Origin of the sequence: Actinomyces urinae (genome assembly GCF_900119695.1) — a bacterium.
In the GTDB taxonomy this organism is placed as follows: Bacteria; Actinomycetota; Actinomycetes; order Actinomycetales; family Actinomycetaceae; genus Gleimia; species Gleimia urinae.
Map to the genome: position 1 here is coordinate 883245 of NZ_LT632547.1, position 17376 is coordinate 900620.

The 17376-nt window shown below is 59.5% G+C and carries 14 protein-coding genes; 3 read left to right on the top strand and 11 right to left on the bottom strand.

Annotated elements, in window-relative coordinates:
• Positions 1-30 precede the first annotated feature (30 nt).
• Positions 31-1338 (bottom strand): geranylgeranyl reductase family protein, encoded by a 1308-nt coding sequence (locus tag BQ7114_RS05385; RefSeq protein ID WP_072344833.1) that lies wholly within the window; start codon positions 1336-1338, stop codon positions 31-33.
• A 219-nt stretch (positions 1339-1557) separates the two neighbouring features.
• Positions 1558-2280, bottom strand: a complete 723-nt coding sequence (locus BQ7114_RS05390; protein WP_072342926.1) for a demethylmenaquinone methyltransferase — start codon at positions 2278-2280, stop codon at positions 1558-1560.
• Between the two features lie 96 nt (positions 2281-2376).
• Here BQ7114_RS05390 and BQ7114_RS05395 point away from each other — a divergent pair, with 96 nt between their 5' ends.
• Positions 2377-3870: an isochorismate synthase gene (locus tag BQ7114_RS05395; protein ID WP_083431750.1), complete on the top strand. Its 1494-nt coding sequence runs from the start codon at positions 2377-2379 to the stop codon at positions 3868-3870.
• A 40-nt stretch (positions 3871-3910) separates the two neighbouring features.
• Here the strand turns inward: BQ7114_RS05395 and BQ7114_RS05400 are convergent, their stop codons facing one another.
• From BQ7114_RS05400 to BQ7114_RS05410, 3 genes are all read right to left on the bottom strand, one after another.
• On the bottom strand, positions 3911-5503 hold the full coding sequence (locus tag BQ7114_RS05400; RefSeq protein ID WP_230205976.1) for a S1C family serine protease: 1593 nt from the start codon (positions 5501-5503) through the stop codon (positions 3911-3913).
• Positions 5504-5575: 72 nt separating this feature from the next.
• Positions 5576-7399, bottom strand: coding sequence for a thiamine pyrophosphate-binding protein (locus BQ7114_RS05405; protein WP_072342932.1), 1824 nt, complete (start codon positions 7397-7399; stop codon positions 5576-5578).
• 15 nt (positions 7400-7414) lie between these two features.
• Positions 7415-8476 carry an o-succinylbenzoate synthase gene (locus tag BQ7114_RS05410; RefSeq protein WP_072342935.1) on the bottom strand — a complete coding sequence of 354 codons (1062 nt, stop codon included), beginning with the start codon at positions 8474-8476 and terminating at the stop codon, positions 7415-7417.
• Between the two features lie 131 nt (positions 8477-8607).
• Here BQ7114_RS05410 and BQ7114_RS05415 point away from each other — a divergent pair, with 131 nt between their 5' ends.
• Positions 8608-8952, top strand: a complete 345-nt coding sequence (locus tag BQ7114_RS05415) for a hypothetical protein (protein WP_072342938.1) — start codon at positions 8608-8610, stop codon at positions 8950-8952.
• 92 nt (positions 8953-9044) lie between these two features.
• On the opposite strand, the gene BQ7114_RS05420 is transcribed toward BQ7114_RS05415, so the two are convergent.
• The 6 genes from BQ7114_RS05420 to BQ7114_RS05445 form a co-directional block, all read right to left on the bottom strand.
• On the bottom strand, positions 9045-11207 hold the full coding sequence (locus BQ7114_RS05420) for a beta-galactosidase (RefSeq protein ID WP_072342941.1): 2163 nt from the start codon (positions 11205-11207) through the stop codon (positions 9045-9047).
• Between the two features lie 24 nt (positions 11208-11231).
• A complete protein-coding gene (argF, locus tag BQ7114_RS05425; RefSeq protein WP_072342944.1) occupies positions 11232-12230 on the bottom strand; it encodes an ornithine carbamoyltransferase in 999 nt (332 codons plus the stop codon).
• A 110-nt stretch (positions 12231-12340) separates the two neighbouring features.
• Positions 12341-13099, bottom strand: coding sequence for an iron ABC transporter ATP-binding protein (locus BQ7114_RS05430; RefSeq protein ID WP_072342947.1), 759 nt, complete (start codon positions 13097-13099; stop codon positions 12341-12343).
• A complete protein-coding gene (locus BQ7114_RS05435) occupies positions 13096-14136 on the bottom strand; it encodes an iron chelate uptake ABC transporter family permease subunit (protein WP_083431751.1) in 1041 nt (346 codons plus the stop codon). Before BQ7114_RS05435 ends, BQ7114_RS05430 begins: the two co-directional genes overlap by 4 nt.
• Positions 14133-15143 (bottom strand): ABC transporter permease, encoded by a 1011-nt coding sequence (locus BQ7114_RS05440; RefSeq protein WP_230205977.1) that lies wholly within the window; start codon positions 15141-15143, stop codon positions 14133-14135. The genes BQ7114_RS05435 and BQ7114_RS05440 overlap by 4 nt, the downstream gene beginning before the upstream one ends.
• A complete protein-coding gene (locus tag BQ7114_RS05445) occupies positions 15140-16135 on the bottom strand; it encodes a siderophore ABC transporter substrate-binding protein (protein ID WP_072342950.1) in 996 nt (331 codons plus the stop codon). Before BQ7114_RS05445 ends, BQ7114_RS05440 begins: the two co-directional genes overlap by 4 nt.
• A gap of 218 nt (positions 16136-16353) precedes the next feature.
• Between BQ7114_RS05445 and BQ7114_RS05450 the strand changes: the two genes are divergently transcribed.
• A complete protein-coding gene (locus tag BQ7114_RS05450) occupies positions 16354-17331 on the top strand; it encodes a 1,4-dihydroxy-2-naphthoyl-CoA synthase (RefSeq protein WP_072344844.1) in 978 nt (325 codons plus the stop codon).
• Positions 17332-17376: the final 45 nt, after the last annotated feature.

Below are 17376 nucleotides of genomic sequence, written 5' to 3' on the forward strand. Positions count from 1 at the left end.
TAGATTTTGCTGGGGATACCAAACGCTTAATCATACCTTTGGAACCACCTTCGCAAGAGCCGTTATCAGCTTGTCATCCCACTCTCCGCCCGAACGCTCAAAGCCGTCCGAAAGGAGTTTGTGAACGAGTTTCATGAGCCGAGGACGCGGCAGGCCATACTTTGTGCAGGCGTGCATGATCTTCGGGTTCTCGATCAGCTTCACAAACACGCGGCCCAGCTGGTAGTAGCCGCCCCAGTCTGCTCTCAACGCCTCCGTGTACGTTTCCATCGCGCGATCAAAACCCGCATCCGAGGTGCGGCTTAGCGCAGAAACAATGGATTCTGCAGCGTAGCGCCCCGCCCTCATAGCAGGGGCGATACCCTCGCCATCAAAAGCGGAGACCATGCCGCCCGCGTCACCAACGATTACGAGGCCATCGCGGTAGTGGGGCTTGCGGTTGAACGACATTGGCAAAGCAGCGGAACGAAGCTGACCGATCTGGTTCTCTTCGGTCATCTCCCACTCTTCGGGTAGGTTCCCAATCCAGGTCTTGAAGATCTCGCGATACGGCAACTTAGTTGCCTTCGACGTGGAAGAAACGGAGCCGAGCCCAACGTTCACAACGCCATCACCCAGCGGGAACAGCCAGCCGTAGCCGGGCAGAAGATCAGATTCGCCGCGCTTGCCGCTCCATAGCTCAAGGTGTGAATCCATCCACTCAGCATCACCCTTTGGCGACTTAAAGTATGCGCGAGCTGCCACACCCAGCGGACGGTTCTCTATCTTTTCAATGCCGAGAGATGTGGCGAGGCGAGCAGCCACGCCACCGGCTTCAACAACAACCTTCGCGTGGAACTCGATTTCCCGAGCATCTTTGCCCTTGCCGGCCTTCGCGGTTACGCCGCACACGCGGCCAGCAGGAGTTTGGAGGGCGCCCGTAACGTTGAAGCCCTCGTACAAGCGGACCCCCGCGGACTCGGCGCGGCGCGCCAAATCCTCATCCAACTGCATGCGGGCACGCGCCATACCGAAGTTAGGAGCCGACTTCGTTTCTGGCCACGGCAAATAAATAGAGTGGCCTCCACCAATTACATTGAGGCCCTTGTTGCGCTGCCACCCGTCGGTGTCAACCCCCATTAGTTGCACCTCAGCGACCGCAGCCGGCGTCAAGCCATCACCACAAACCTTGTCGCGAGGGAACGTGGATTTTTCTAATAGAGCAACGTCAAGCCCCGCCCGCGCCAAATAATAAGACGTTGCAGAACCTGCAGGGCCTGCGCCCACAACGACGACATCAGCACTGAAGTCGGACGCGTCAGCCAGCTCCACGTGTTCCTCCCGCTCGTTGCTACTCATATAAGTTTTACCAAATTTGCATTCTTCTACAGGCGGAATGCCCATATGTCCCTACCCTATCCACCAGGTGGGGTAGGTCCACAAAATATACAGAAACAAGCCGATTTGGCACGGGAAACGAACGCCTGGCCGCCTCAAAGACAATCGTATTTGATTACGACAGTGTTACTTATTTTATTGATCACAGTGAGCGTACCGCGAAAACCGCGTAACAGCACTTCACGGTTTAACAGCGCGATGCAACGCAAGAATACCGCCCGTGTAGTTGCGGTACTGCACGCGACCCCAGCCGGCCTGGGCGATCATTCTGCCCAGCGTATCCTGGTCATGCCACTCGCGAATCGACTCAATCAGATAGTCATACGCCTCGTCATCCGAAGACAGAAGTTTTGCAACACGCGTCAAAATCTCTTCCAAATAAAACCCGTAAACGGCGTTAAACACCGGCCAAGTCGGTCGTGAAAACTCACAGATCAAAAGGCGCCCGCCCGGCTTGGTCACGCGCGCCATTTCCTGCAATGCTTTCTCAGTGTTTTGCACGTTGCGCAGGCCAAACGAAATAGTCACCGCGTCAAATGAGGCGTCCTCAAACGGCAGATCAGTTGCGTCTCCCTGCACGAACTCCAATTCTGGGTGACGCTGGCGCCCGACCTCGATCATGCCCTCCGACAGGTCACACGCGATCACATGCGCGCCAGTTTCTGCGAGCGCCGCCGTGGAACCACCCGTTCCGGCAGCCAGATCAAGCACTCGTTCGCCCGGTTTCAGATTGAGGGCGCGCACCACTCCCCTGCGCCAAATGTGCACCTGACCAAACGTCAACGCCTCGTTAGTTAGGTCGTATCGACTTGCCACTTTGTTGAACATGCCCGCGACCTCGTGGGGACGCTTCTCTAGCGATGCACGATTTACGTCTGAAGCTTTAAGGTCACGTTTTGCCATGGGATCTATCTTGTCACGGTTCTATGCCAGAGGTGAACTTCAACCAGGTGATGCCCACTCTTCAAGGCTGCCCGATGCCTAAGATTCCAAACAAACATGAGCGTCAGGGTCCCTGCCGCAACGAAAACACGAGGCCAGGTAGTATGGGATACCGTGACCGTATTGAACTCCGCACGACGATTTTGCCTTCGCGATCCGCATGCGCGCCCAAAACTGCGCGTTTCGATCAGCGAGGTTGGTGGCCCCTCCACATTCTTAGAGCTTCTGTGGCGCGTTGATGGCGCACGTAATCTCTCGGTTTGGAGCGGGCCTGCACTCGCTACGGATGCCCAGCCAATCATCGTTGGGGACGGTATAGCACTTGCCATCATTGCAGCAGAGGAGGGCAGCTACGGCCTCGCGCATCCCACTTTCAAAATGCTTTCACGCGCGCTACTGCCCAACCCGCGGCCAGAGAATCCCGGCATAGTTCAAAATCAACCACACATGCAGGTAGCAGGCCGAGACTGGTTGGCGCTAATCGCCGAGGCAAGCGTGGAGGGCGGCGAGGAGTTCTTAGCCCGGACGGGGATACACGCTCCACTGGCGCTAATGTCATTTGGCTTTGCTCCTGGAACGCCGGGGGCGCTGGTATTGCCGCGCATTGCATGGGTGGCATTGGGCGATGCCACGTGGAAGATTGAGACGATTATTGAGGCAGGCGGCGAGGAACTCCGCGCCGTCGCGGACGGCGCGGGTCAGCGCAACACCGGGCACGAGGACGGAGCCGGAGCACCCAACTGGTATTTAGATCCGGGCACCATGTCACGATCCGCATGGAAGCACGCGGTTGCCATGGTCGTGGGCGAACTGCGCGACGGCCGGGCACAAAAAGCTGTTATGGCTCGCGATATTACGGCTCGATCTGACCATCCGATTAACCTAGTTGCGGTTTTACAAGAGCTCGCTAAGACATACCCCACCACCTGGACGTTTAGCGTTGCCGGCCTTACCGGAGCGTCACCGGAAATGCTTGCGTCCGTGCGCGGCGGACAGTTGAAGTCCCGCGTACTTGCCGGCACATGTCCTCCGGGGAAAGGCACCGCCCTGTGGGACTCGGCTAAAGACCGCGAAGAGCACGCCCTTGCCGTGCAATCAGTGGTGGACGCCCTGGCAGGGCTTAGCCGCGACCTCAACGCCCCCAGCCAGCCGTTCCTCTTGGACCTTCCAAACGTCACGCACCTTGCCACCGATGTCACTGCTGACCTCACCGCGATTGAGGAGGGCCTTGCACCCATTTGCGAAGCGGTTCGGGCCCTACATCCCACGGCCGCGGTTTGCGGCGCCCCCACACAGGATGCATTCGAGCTTTTGTCCAAGCATGAACTGACCGATCGCGGCCGCTACTCCGGGCCCGTCGGCTGGATCGACGGGGCGGGCGAGGGAGCGTGCGCAATTGCTCTACGCTGCGGCCAGGTTCTTCCCGACGAGCACTCAATCCGCGTGTTCGCCGGCGGGGGCATCATGCCCGAATCCATTCCCGAGGTAGAACTGGCCGAAACCGGGGCAAAAATGCTGCCCGTACTGCAGGCGATCGGCCTCGAAAACTAATCTTCGAGGCCGATCGCTGAATGTGAGCTGGCCGAGCTAGCTACTTAGCTTTGAGGGCCACTTGGACCTCGGTGATCTCACCGCCGCGAGCTATCCCCAACGTCACCGTGTCACCCGAGTTGTACCTGCGCACAAATCCCGTAAGCGCAGCGGAGGACACCACGTCGTTGCCATCTATCGACACGATCACGTCGCCAACCCGCAGGTTCGCATCTGCGGCCGCTCCTCCTGACAGTACCGACTCCACCTTCGCACCCAGGCGAGTTTCCTCACCCACCTGGACCGCCGCAGTAGAGATGCTCACGCCAAGCTGGGCGTGCACCGCCTCGCCCTTCTCAATCAGCTGGGTCACCACGTTCTTCACCAGGTTCACCGGGATTGCGAATCCGAGGCCGATAGAGCCAGTTGAGCCCTCTTTACCCATCGACGCAATTGAGGAGTTGATGCCAATCACACGGCCCTGCGCGTCAAACAACGGACCGCCCGAGTTGCCGGGGTTAATCGAGGCATCCACCTGGATAGCGTTTGTTACCACGGTTTCTGACTGCGGCGACTGCTGCAGGAAGTACGGGAACTGGTAGTTGAACTGCTCGCTTTGATCGTTTGGCACAGCCGTCTTCACCGCCACCGGGCGATCCAGCGCCGAAACGATACCGGTGGTCACCGTGTCCGTGAGCCCCAGCGGCGAGCCGATTGCCATCACGGCCTCGCCCACCTTCAGCTGACTGGAATCACCAAAGTTACCCGCAACCAAATCAGCGGGCGGGTTCTTCATACGGATAACAGCCAGGTCCGTGGTTGGGTCGATGCCCACAATCTCCGCCTCGTAAAGTCGGCTTCCGCTGGCACGGACCGTGATTTTTGCCTGCTCGTTATTAACTGCGGCAGAAACCACGTGATAGTTCGTCACAATGTTGCCGTTGCTATCCCAAACAACACCCGAACCGGTGTCACCGCCATCGCCCGTGCTGACTTGAATGGAGACCGTGGCGGGGCGAACCGCGTTAGCTACCGCCTGCCAGTCAGTGCCCTCTCCCGAAACCTGAACGGTTGGGGTCTTTTCACCCGATGGCTGCTGAATCTGCTGGCTACTGGCTGCGGGCGCATATGCTCCCGAAAACTTTAGGGTAGCGATCGTGCCACCGACAGCGAGGAACGCAGCAAGTAGCATTGCGATTATGAGTGCGCCCCAACCCGGCCCTTTCTTAGCCGGCTTGCGCGGCGCTGTCTGCACGTCTTGGGCATAGCCAAACGGTTGGCCATACGACTGCTCGGGTTGCGTCTGCTGCGAATAGCTCTGTTGCTCGTAGTTCGCCTGACCGTAATCAGCCCGGCCGTATGACTGCTGTCCGCTAGCTTGCTGACCATATTGTTGCTGGTCATACGATTGCTGCGGTATGGCATCTTGCTGCGGGTAGTTTTGCGAGGCTGCGGGCGCGGAGTATGCCTGAGCCTGTCCTTGCTCTTTTACCTCTTCTTGCTCACGTGGATCCTGCTGGTCTGCGCCTTGTGAATCTGCGGTTCGGTAAACATAGCGCGGCTGGTCCGGGGTTTTGGTGGGCTCGCCCTGCGGGGTTTCAGGGGTAACGGAATCTGGCTCGCCCTCGTAATCCCTGGGACGCTCATTCTCCATCGTGGCTCCTAAAAATTATCTGTACTTTTTCAAAACAATGTATATGTTGACCGGCAGTTCTGAGCGATTTCTTTAGTACACCTGGGTTTTTTCTGGAAAAAGTGATTGCACGCCGGCGCGCACCTCGCTGTGGTCTGCCACCACGTGAATGATCCGCCCCCGCGGCCGGTCTGCGAGCGCCCTCGTCAGTGTTTCAAAAGCATCTGCTTCAACGCCGTTCTTGCCGTTTCGGGTAGCGGAGGTGAAGTCCGCGCGCACGTACTCCCAGCCGGTAGCGGCGGCAAGCGCCTCAAAGTCGAGGCTGTGCGCAACTGCAAAGAACCTTTCGTAGAGCGCGCTTGGGGCAAGGCCGTGTTCGAGCGACTGGAAGATTCGCCCACCTTGATCGTCTATCACAACCACATCCACATCTGGCACGGACTGCCCCGCAGGGAGCAGAAGCGAACCAATGTCATGCATGAACGTGAGGTCTCCAAGCAGTACACGAACGGGGCAATCAAGACCCATCGCAATGCCTTTCGCCGTTGCGATCGTGCCGTCAATTCCCGCCTGGCCGCGCGCGGCAAACACCCCTTTCGCGCAGTTCCCCACAGGCGAATCCGCCGCCAAATCAATGTATCTAATCGAATTTGAAGCGCCGAGTACCAGGGCGTGAGAGACATCTGCCGGTCCATCCGCGCGCGAGGCGTTTGCGTACGCGTCCCACACTGCGCGGGCGGCAATAACACCGTGCGGCACTCGGTGGTGGGTGCCTGAGTTGGCATCCGTCGCGCGCGGATTGTCGCCCTGGCTGTTTCCTTCATGGAGGGAGGAAACAGCGAGCTGACTGAGCTCGCGCGCCTGGATCCACCGGCCAATGTTTTGGGCATGCTCGGCCCAACTTCTTGTCCACGCGCCTTGTGACATCTTCTGTCTGGCAGGGGCAAGCTGCTCAACCACGAGGTCGGCGCTACCCGCAACATCGGGGTATTCGCGTGCGTTCGAGGCTACAACCACCCGTGCAGGGCCAGCCAGCAGGCGCGAAACCGGGCGAGACAAGCTGGGATGGCCAAGCACCACGACCTGTTCTACTTCACCGGCAAACCGAGTGAGCATCTGCTGCTGGAATCCACAAAAAGCGGGAGCTCCAAATGCGCCGGAGGAAGGCTCTGCCAAAAGTGGAACCCCGGCCGCCTGAGCCAGCTGTGCTGTCCCCTCGGCCTTGTCTCCCGCGACAATGACCGTGCGCAAGTCATGCACGGCATCCTCCCACGCGGTCACAGCCGGCTGACGCCGCGCAAGCCGGGCGGGGATCCCCGCGTCTAGATCCGCTACCGCAGGCGCCCCCTCCGGGGTCAAAGGATCACGAAATCCGATATTAATATGCGCCGGACCGCCCGCCCCGCGCACGCCCACAGCCTGCCCCACCAGGCGGCGAACACGGGCAACAAAGGCCCTCGCAACGCCGTCCTCGGACACCGCGAGAGCGTCCGGACTAATCCCCACGTCCGCCGGCACATCCAGCTGCGCCACCACGTGATTGCCAAACAACCCTGATTGATCCGTGGTCTGCGACGCGCCCACCCCCCTCATCTCGAAGGGCCGATCCGCCGAAATCACAATGAGCGGCGCACCCGTGTGGAACGCCTCGATCACCGCTGGTAGTAGGTGTGCGGGGGCCGTACCGGAAGTTGTCACCACCGCAACCGGAGCCTTCGAAGCCTGCGCCAAACCCAGCGCATAGAACCCGGCGCTACGCTCATCGAACGCGGGGTACGCGCACACCATCCCGCTGCCCTCCGCACTAGCAATCGCATACGCAAGCGGAGCGCTACGCGAACCCGCAGCAACCACAAAATCGCGCACGTACGGAGCCAGCGTCGCAATCAACCAGCGCGCATCAACACAAGCAGGCATAACCCTCCCCCGCCACTACAGGCAGTGAACCATTTCTTCAAGCCTAGCGAGCCACCGCGTCAGGTGCTCCGCCTCGTCGCGCCCATGCGGCAAGAACGACACCGCGGCCTCGTCAATCTCGATTTCTTGAGGAGTAATAACCCCATCTACCGGTCGAAGCGGAGTTTTGGTGACGTCCGCCGTGAACATTTGCGAGGTAGCGAGGCCGCAGGCAAACGGTAGCTCGTCCAACGCCGCCGCGCACTCCACACCGCGGGCCAGACCCACCGACGAATCCAAGGCGGAGGAGACAACCGCGGGCAAGCCTGCCCGCTCAACCACATCGATCAGGCGCTTTGCACCGCCCAGGGGCTGCACCTTTACAATCACCAGGTCTGCAGCGCCCGCGCGTGCCACCGCTAGAGGATCTGAGGCGCGGCGCACCGACTCATCCGCCGCAATCCGCACGTCCACCTGCTGGCGAACGCGCGCAAGTTCCTCCACCGTTGCGCAAGGTTGCTCCACATACTCCAGGTCTGCGCCGCCCCCGCTTAGGCACGCCCGATTCAGTTCACGAATGGCCTCCAGTGCTTGAGGCACGTCCCACGCCGCGTTTGCATCCACGCGTATCTGCCCCGCCGGGCCGAGAGCCTCACGGACCGCCTCGATACGCGCGCAATCCTCGCTAATAGTGGAGTTCGGATCCGCCACTTTTACCTTTACCGTGCGAGCGCCACCCGAATTCTTCACAATGTCGAACGCCACCTGCGGATCCACCACCGGCACCGTTGCGTTAACCGGCACGGCCTCGCGCTTACGCGGTAGCGGCTCACTTCGCGCGGCCTCAAGCCCGCCGCGCAGCCACTGGGCTGATTCGCGGGCGTCATAATCCCAAAACGGCGAAACTTCCGCCCAGCCGCCCGGTCCGCGCAAAATCAGGCCGTCGCGCACAGTGATACGCCGAAACCTATTCTTTAGTGGCAACCGAAAATAGAGCAGCCGGTCAATTCCTTCAAACACGTTCACAACCGAGGCAGGAAGCGCCTCAATCGCGACCTCGAGAAGCCGAGCAGAATCAGTGGGGAGGGCATCATTCACATCCCCATTTTGCCAAACTCGCGCGCATTTCGTGGCGCCGCCGGCTCCGGCTCTGCTGCTACCAACACTCGATTCGCGGCAAGTACAGATCCGGACGGCCCTACGCCGGCTCGTGTGGGTAAGCTTGGGACATGACGATCATCGCATTCGTATTGGGCCTGGCTGCCCTAATCGCAACCGTGTGGCTACGCAAAGACACGCCCTCGTCGCGGGCGTGGGAAACCGAAGATGGCATCGTGGATGAACGATTCGCCTTCGTCTTCCTCCCCAGTTTCACCGTCTTGCTTTTCGGCCTGGGAGTTATCGGACTATCCGGCCTGTTCAACGAGTTGACCGGAGGCGTGTGGGTACTGTTTATCCTCGGTTGCCTACTGTCCGCCGTCGGAGCGGTTGGCACCGTGGTCGGCCTGTTCTCAAACAAGTACCCGCTGTGGCTACTGCCGAAGTGGAGGCTCGAGAGTCCACACCGCAAGTAGGCCACAAAGGCTCGTTGAGCCCACCTGCTTTAGCAGAACTACCAGCCCCGCCCCTACCCGCGTGCGAGAGAGGGGCTGATCCCATGCCTTGCCTAGTGATTCAAGATCGCCATTGCGGAGCGGGGTGCGAGCACAGCATGGCCCGTCGCATCCGCCTGCGAAATCAGGTCAAACCCGGTAACTCCAGATAGTTGCACAGCCTTGTCAGAGTGGTTCATGTAGAACGTGACCGGTCCGCGTACAACCCGTTCTACACCGTCGGGTAGCTCCATACCGCTCATGTCTAGGCGCGCGTACGCACCAAGCACGCGCATGAGGGCAGCTCGGCCGGTAGCATCCAGATCCGTTGCCACGTACCACGCGCTGCCCTTATCGATTCTCCTGCGAGTGATTGCCGGCCATCCTCCAAGATCTGACTCGTAAGCAAACTGCGCCATCACCTCGACCTCGTCGTTTAGCCACATCGGGTCAGTGAAGTCGCTGGCCGCGCCCGTTGCCATCACGTACTCGCCCCACGTGCCCCCACGCGGGGTTGGCTGCGGCGTGCCAATCTGGTCCAGCGCTCGTTTCAACTCTTCCGAGCGCACCTCCAAGTTGTGGAAGCCCTGCTTGGAGGGGACGTGCACTGCCCTCGTAATCCGGTCAACGCGCGGGTCCACTTCGTTCAGGCTTGGAACATTCCAACGCTGCGCATTTGGCGATGCCACGGCGTGTTGCGTGACGCGAACGCCCAGCAGATTTGTTAGCGATCCCAAGTAGCCGCCCAAAATCGCGCGGCCAGATTCATCAACTACGCCCGAGGGAGCCGCAACAAGCACATGTGCGCCGCGGCGAGCTTCGGCCTGGAGACGATCAGCAAAGTCCGCGTAGTCGATGAACAGTTCGGGAACTAATATCAGATCGTATCCAGCCAAGTCGTCTTCAATACCGACCACATCAGCGGCGATGTTCATCTCCCATAGGGTTCGGTGCCACGCCCGCGCCCCGTGCATGGCCGGCGGCAGGCTATCGGGGCCGACCACTGCGGCTCGTGCCTGCATGCTGTCCCAATCCGCCACGATGCAAACCTTGGCCTGCACCCGCTGCCCCACCACCGGGGTCAGGCGACGCAAGTACTCACCAAGTTGTACAACCTCGGCCCAAGACTGCGCGTTCTTACCCGCGTGTGCCACCATTGCAGAGTGCATCATTTCCGCTCCGCCAGGGCTTTGTCGCCACTGGAAGTGCAAGATGCCGTCCGCGCCGTGCGCCACGCGGGAAAGAGACCAGAGGGTTAGTTGACCGGACCTCTTCGGACTGTTCTCAGGGCGCCACTGCACTGCTCCGGGCGTTTGTTCCATCAGCAGGAACGGTTGACCGCCGCGGTATCCGCGCATGAGGGCAGAAGTGAATGCGACCTCGTGAGAGCTACCGGCAAGCGCGGGATCCGGGTAGGAATCGTCGGAAACCAGGTCTAGATGCTTAGCCCACTCGCGCCCATTCGTAAAAGGAAATTCGTCCATGAAGTTCGTGGTTACAGGGATAGAGGGATCAACCTCTCGTACCTGATGCATCTCGGCCAGGCACAGGCCGCGAAGCTGACTGTCCACGAAGCGCGCATGGTCCAGCAGCTGCGACGAGTTATGTTGTGCGGGCATCTTGCGCGGCAGGTATATGTCAGTGAAGTCGCTGTAGGTTTGAGACCAAAACCTCGTGTTCCACGCGTGATTCAGCGCCTCAATGGAACCGTATTTCTCACGCAGCCACGCCTGAAACTCACTCTCGCAGGAATCGCAGTAACAGCCATGTACGTGGCAACCGTACTCATTGTTGATGTGCCACATGACGAGGGCAGGATGGTTAGAAAACTCCTTCGCGAGCGCGGCCGCGAGCGCTACCGACCGTTCCTTGTAGACGGCGCTAGAGGGACAGTACTGCTGGCGCGAGCCAAAAGAGAGGCGCACTCCTGCCTCGTCTACGGGTAGAGATTCGGGGTGCTGGCGGGCCATCCACACGGGCGGGGAGGCAGTGCCGGTGGCCAAATCAACGTAGATACCAGCGGCTGCGCACTGATCCATGATTTCGCGGAGCCACTCGAAGTTGTACTGGCCGGGACGCGGCTCCAGTTTGGCCCATGAGAAAACGCCGAGAGTCACCAGGTTCACTCCGGCTTCATGCATCAGTTCGATGTCTTCGCGGACAGTTTCGCCGGGCCACTGCTCGGGGTTCCAGTCGCCTCCGTAGCAAAGTTCGTTTGTAGGCAAAATCGGATTCATTGCGCAGTCCTTTTACTTTGGGGTCTATTCGCGTCCCAGGGAAGCGACCATGACGGCTTTAATTGTGTGCATGCGGTTTTCGGCCTGGTCAAACACGATGGAGCGTTCCGATTCGAATACTTCGTCGCTCACTTCGCACCCGTTCAGGCCGTAACGCTCAAGTATCATCTTGCCAACCTGGGTGTTGGTGTCGTGAATCGCGGGCAGGCAGTGCATGAATTTCGCGTCTGCACCGGCCCGATCCATGAGGGCCGCGTCCACGCGATAGGGCGTGAGTAGGCGAACACGCTCGTCCCACGCGTGCTCGGGCTCCCCCATTGACACCCACATGTCGGTGTGCACAAAGCTTGCGCCCGCAACGGCCTCGACGTCGTCAGTTACCGTAACCGCTCCCGAGGTCGAAGCCGCTAGATCTTTAGCTTGTTCTACCAGCTCAGCGGGCGGCTGCAGGGCGGTTGGCGCAACGATGCGCACATCCATGCCGAGCATTGCTCCAAGAACGAGGAGGGATCGGCCCATGTTGTAGCGCGCATCGCCCACGTAAGCGAATGCTGTTTCGGTTAGCGGCACACCGGAATGTTCACGCATGGTGAGGGCGTCGGCAAGCATCTGCGTGGGGTGCCAAAGATCGGTGAGCCCGTTGAAGACAGGAACACCTGCCCACTGGTGTAGCTGTTCCACAATGTCATGCCTGTCACCGCGAAACATGATGGCGTCGAACATACGGCCAAGCACGCGCGCGGTATCCGACACGGATTCCTTGTAACCCACGTGAGATGACGCCGGATCTAAATACGTGGTGTTTGCGCCTTGGTCAAATGCTGCAACTTCGAAGGCAGACCGGGTGCGGGTAGACATTTTTTGGAATACAAGGGCAATTTGCAATCCCTGCAGATACTGGGTTTCACGCCCCTGTGCTTTCGCGCTCTTCAACTGCCCGGCAAGGTCAAGCAGGTAGGTCCACTCGCTAGTGCTGAAGTCGAGTTCACGCAAAAAACTGCGTCCACGTAGAGGAAAATCCATGCGTCCAGTCTATTAACAGCACCGGACGCGCGCAGGCATGTCCACGCTTTCTTCGTTGTCGAGGCAGCCATTCCTCTTCTGCCTCAAGCCACTTGCGGACCGCGAAATCGCTAAGCGAGGGGCACGGCCACGGGGCGCCCGTTCACGTGTACAACTTCAACGTCTACCTCGAAGATGTCTTCCAAAACTTCAGGACGCACGACGTCGTCCGGAGTGCCGTCCGCTACTACCTCACCATCTTTCAAAGCAATGAGACGATCGGCATAGGCGCTGGCCGTGTTGATGTCGTGAATGACAACCACGGTGGACATGTTCTGGTTTTTTGTGGCGCGTACGAGGTGGCGCATCATGTCGCGCGAGTGCCGCATGTCGAGGGCAGAGAGCGGCTCGTCGAGCAGCAGGTATTTGGCGTCTTGCGCGAGGGTCATGGCGATGAATGCACGCTGGCGCTGCCCGCCCGAGAGCTCGTCCAAGAACCGGTCAGCGAGGCAAAGCATGTCCACTGACTTCAGGGCTTCAGCTACCTTTTCTTGGTCCTCTTGACCGATGCGCCCACGACCGTGCGGGTGGCGTCCCAGCATGACAAGCTCGGCAACCGTGAGCCGTACCGAAAGATGGTTCTCCTGCCTCAAAATCGCAATCTTCTTAGCAAGTTCTTCGCTCTTCCAGTCCTTCACATCAATGTCGTCTACCAGGACTTGACCATCCGCGAGCGGGATGAGGCGCCCAATGCCGGAAAGGAGGGTGGATTTGCCTGCCCCGTTTGGCCCGATGAGGGCGGTGAGTCCACTATCAGCCAAGTTGAAGCTCACGTTTTTTACTACGGGATCAGCCCCGTAGGACATGGTCACGTTGCGCAGCTCGATCATTTCGATCCCCTAACTAGCATGACCAGCAGTAGTGCGCCGCCTACCAGTTCAATCACAACGGGCAAAATGGTGCCTCCTGAAAGAACATGCTCCAAGATAGCTTGTCCGCCTACGAGGACGATGATGCCAATCGCGCTTGCGCCGGGTACGAGGTGGCGGATGGACGTAGATCCGAGGGCATGCACGGCAATGTTTGCTACCAGAAGGCCAAAAAACATGAGTGGACCGACCAGAGCTGTGGCGGCTGAAACTAGCAGAGCGGAGGTTGCCAGCACGGTTTTAACTTCGCGACTGTAGTTAAGCCCCAGGCACGTGGCCATGTCTGGCCCCAGAGCCAACACGTCCCAATCGCGCGACCGTTTGATGGCGTAAGCCAGGCCAATCAGAGTCACCAACGCGGTGATGCCGAGTGCGCTCGTATTAATGGCTGCGAATGAAGCCGTGGAGAGGTCTTGCACGGTCAAGAACTCGTTGGGGTCCATGATGATCGACATCATCGTGGTGATTGAACGCAACAGTGCGCCAACAACGATGCCAACCAGGACCAGCAGATGCGTTGAAGCGCGGCCTTTGCGCATGATCGCGAGGAACATGGTGACGGACAACAGCACCATAAGACAGGCTTGCACCGCAAACATCAGGGCGGGTGGAATCAGATTTGTTACGCGCGCGCTAAGGAAGAACACCAGGCTGGTTGCCACCAGGGTAAACATCGCGTCGAATCCCATGACGGAGGGAGAGAGGATGCGGTTGCGCGTGACCGTTTGAAACAGCACGGTGGCAGCAGAGAGAGCAACGGCCACCACCACGAGGCCAGCAAGGCGTTTGATGCGCAGCGCCGCAATGATTTGCCACGCGTCAAGCGCCCCGTACAGCAGAAAGAACAGCATCGCGATCACGGCTAGACCCACCGCGATGAGCACACGCAGGCGCACGTCTTTAGTTCGTTTCGCCATGACCGCTGCGATGTGGGGAGCACTTCCAACGGCCGTTTCGGATCGAAGCGGGCGCACGAGGGGCAGGGCGATGGTGGTCATAACTTCACCGTTTTCAACAAGATAACGAGGAATATGGCGCCGCCAAGCACACCCATTACGACACCAACGGGAATTTCGGCCGGCGCGATCAGGATGCGTCCGAGAATGTCGGCGACGAGAACAAAACCGGCGCCGCCCATGGCGACGAAGGGTAGCGACCGGCGCAGGTAGTCCCCCATGATGAGTGACACGACGTTGGGGACAACGAGACCGAGGAAGGGAAGCGATCCGGCAACCACGATGGTTGTGCCGGCCACGATGGCGACTATGGCTAGGCCTAGACGAGTGACGCGGGCGTGGTTAAGGCCAAGGTTTGTGGAGAAGTTTTCGCCCAGCCCCACCACTGTGAACCGGTCTGCAAACAGGTATGCGAGAGCGCACGCCCCGGCCACGATCCACAGCAGTTCGTAACGGCCGGAAATAGTGCCCGAAAAGTCACCGGTTAGCCATGCCTGCAAGGTGCCCTGCAGTTGAAATTCCCAGGCGAGGAAGGTGGCTCCGGCTCCGATAACGCCGGAGAGGACAATGCCGAGTAGTGGCACGATGATTGGGTCTTTGCGTGGGATGGAGCGGATCAGGGCGAGGAGCACCAGGGTTGCGCCGAGGGCAAAAATCACGGCGAATCCCATTTTCACCAGGATCGAGGCTGCTGGGAACAGCAGGGTCACAACCAGCACGCCCAGGCCGGCGGATTCGGTGACGCCGGTGGTGGAGGGTTCTACGTAGCGGTTTTGCACCAGCATCTGCATGACGAGGCCGGCAACTGCCATGGAGGCGCCTGCAAGCACGATGGCGAGGGTGCGGGGAATACGCGACACGGTTAGAACTTGAGCTTCCGCGCTACTTAACTGGCCGCTTATCAGATTCGCAATGGATAGGTCTGCGGTACCAACCGTTACGGATACGGCCATTAGCACCGCGAGCAAGGCGGCGCCGCCAGCCAGCCCCAGAGCGTATCGGGACTGGTTGGCAGCTACCGGCTTAGCGGTTAGAGCGGGAGCGCTCATTTGGTGGCGGCCGCTACTTCTTCTAGCTCAGCCATGAAGTTGGATGCGCCCGTCATGACGACGTACCAGCGCTCTGGCGACAGGTAAACGATGTGACCGTTCTTGGCCGCGGGGGTTTCATTTACGAGGTCGTTGTCCAGAACTTGCTGCGCACTGGTTCCAGCCTCGGTGCTGCCAATGGCCGCGTCGCGGTCAATCACGAAGATGTAGTCGGGAGCAAGCTCACGCACGGTTTCAAACGAGATCTTCTGGCCCTTGTGGCCTTCTTCAGCTTCGCCTTCAGTTACGGGCTTGAAACCGAACACGTCATAGATTGGCGCCCACCTGGACTGCGGCCCATGCATTGACACTTCCCCACCATTGGTCATCAAGACCATCGCACTACCGCGCTGCGATTTTTCAGCCTCAGTCTTGTATTCGGCGATTTTTGCAAGGAGTTCATCCTTTAGTTCCGCGCCGCGCTCGGCCTTACCCACGGCGGTAGCAAGCATTTCTACAGATTCGGCAGCGCGCTGCGAGTAGCCATCCTTGTCCCACGGGACGGAGGCGTCAATGGTGGTGAAGTTCTTGGAGAACTCATCGTAGAACTTCGCGGACCTCGCGCCCACAACTACAAGGTCGGGGTTAAGTTTCGCAATGGCCTCTACGTCGGGCTCCTTCAGCGTTCCCACATTTTCGAGGGTGGAATAGTCGATGCCCTGGTCATCCTTCAGCCAGGTGGGGACAGACTTGACGGGCACGCCGGTCACGAGGTCTCCCGCGCCCAGCGCGTCGATGGTGTCGAGCGCGGCCATGTCGAGCACGACGACGGATTTGGGCTGAGACTCGATGGTGGTCTCACCCGCATTGTGGGTGACGGTTGCCGGGAATGCGCCGGCTGCTTCAGTTGTGGTCTCCGTGGTTTCTGGTGCGGAAGACGTGCCTCCGGCCCCGCATGCGGCGAGGGCAAGGGAAGCAAGAACGGCAACGGCGCCGAGCGATAGTTTACGCATTAGTTTTAACTTTCCTTTTCACATAGGTAAGGCTAACCTAACCACATCTCGAAACCTTTTTCAACATTACGTAACGCCTACATTACGTAAATCATGGAAACCTTGGCAACCCTAGTTTTCCCCGATTTTTCGCGGACTCTAACCCGTGCCGGGCGCGCTCTGATGCGGACTAGGTGACCTTTAAAGCTAAAACTCGCAGGAACAACTACGATGTACGCATGAGCGCTTTACCCAATGTTTCGGACACTTTTGACCCCTCCCGCTGGCGTGAGGTGGAAGGTTTCGAGCTTACTGACATGACCTACCATCGCGGCATTTCGCGCGGCGAGGAAGACGGGGCTCCCGCCGGGGAAGACTTGCCCGTGGTGCGCATCGCGTTTGATCGCCCGCACCTGCGCAACGCGTTTCGCCCCCACACCGTCGACGAGCTTTACGCTTGCCTAGATCACGCACGCATGAGCCCGGACGTGGCGGCCGTAATCCTCACGGGCAATGGGCCGTCCGCTAAGGATGGCGGCTACGCGTTTTGCTCGGGCGGAGACCAGCGCATCCGCGGCGCGGCCGGGTATCAGTACGAAAAGACCGATATTTCTGATGAAGCTGAGGTTTCGAAGCGCCGCCAGAACATGGACAATGCGCGGGCCGGACGCCTCCACATTCTGGAGGTACAGCGCCTGATCCGCACGATGCCCAAGGTTGTGATCGCCGCTGTCCCAGGTTGGGCAGCAGGCGGCGGCCACTCACTCAACGTGGTGTGCGACCTGTCGGTGGCCTCCATCGAACACGCGCGTTTCATGCAAACTGATGCGAATGTGGGCTCGTTTGACGCCGGCTACGGATCCGCCCTGTTGGCACGTCAAGCTGGGGATAAGCGGGCGCGAGAGATATTCTTCTTGGCGCGCGAATATAGCTCCGAGGACGCGGAGCGTTGGGGCGTTGTGAACGAAGCCGTGCCGCACGCGGACCTGGAAGCTACCGCGCTCGAATATGCGCGGATTATTGCAACGAAGTCTCCCCAGGCCATCCGCATGTTGAAGTTCGCGTTCAACCTCGCCGATGACGGCTTAGCTGGCCAGCAGGTGTTTGCCGGGGAAACTACGCGCCTGGCGTACATGACCGAAGAAGCACAGGAGGGGCGCGACGCTTTCCTAGAGCGGCGCAGCCCGGACTGGTCAAGCTACCCGTACTATTTTTAACCATTTTCTTCTAGCCACTCCCCCAGCAGACTGGCACCTTGCCCG

Excerpts from the sequence above, each read along its gene's own strand:
- BQ7114_RS05385 (WP_072344833.1), bottom strand. The coding sequence starts at position 1,338 with ATGAGTAGCAACGAGCGGGAGGAACACGTGGAGCTGGCTGACGCGTCC.
- BQ7114_RS05390 (WP_072342926.1), bottom strand. The coding sequence starts at position 2,280 with ATGGCAAAACGTGACCTTAAAGCTTCAGACGTAAATCGTGCATCGCTA.
- BQ7114_RS05395 (WP_083431750.1), top strand. The coding sequence starts at position 2,377 with ATGAGCGTCAGGGTCCCTGCCGCAACGAAAACACGAGGCCAGGTAGTA.
- BQ7114_RS05400 (WP_230205976.1), bottom strand. The coding sequence starts at position 5,503 with ATGGAGAATGAGCGTCCCAGGGATTACGAGGGCGAGCCAGATTCCGTT.
- BQ7114_RS05405 (WP_072342932.1), bottom strand. The coding sequence starts at position 7,399 with ATGCCTGCTTGTGTTGATGCGCGCTGGTTGATTGCGACGCTGGCTCCG.
- BQ7114_RS05415 (WP_072342938.1), top strand. The coding sequence starts at position 8,608 with ATGACGATCATCGCATTCGTATTGGGCCTGGCTGCCCTAATCGCAACC.
- BQ7114_RS05420 (WP_072342941.1), bottom strand. The coding sequence starts at position 11,207 with ATGAATCCGATTTTGCCTACAAACGAACTTTGCTACGGAGGCGACTGG.
- argF (WP_072342944.1), bottom strand. The coding sequence starts at position 12,230 with ATGGATTTTCCTCTACGTGGACGCAGTTTTTTGCGTGAACTCGACTTC.
- BQ7114_RS05430 (WP_072342947.1), bottom strand. The coding sequence starts at position 13,099 with ATGATCGAGCTGCGCAACGTGACCATGTCCTACGGGGCTGATCCCGTA.
- BQ7114_RS05435 (WP_083431751.1), bottom strand. The coding sequence starts at position 14,136 with ATGACCACCATCGCCCTGCCCCTCGTGCGCCCGCTTCGATCCGAAACG.
- BQ7114_RS05440 (WP_230205977.1), bottom strand. The coding sequence starts at position 15,143 with ATGAGCGCTCCCGCTCTAACCGCTAAGCCGGTAGCTGCCAACCAGTCC.
- BQ7114_RS05445 (WP_072342950.1), bottom strand. The coding sequence starts at position 16,135 with ATGCGTAAACTATCGCTCGGCGCCGTTGCCGTTCTTGCTTCCCTTGCC.
- BQ7114_RS05450 (WP_072344844.1), top strand. The coding sequence starts at position 16,354 with ATGAGCGCTTTACCCAATGTTTCGGACACTTTTGACCCCTCCCGCTGG.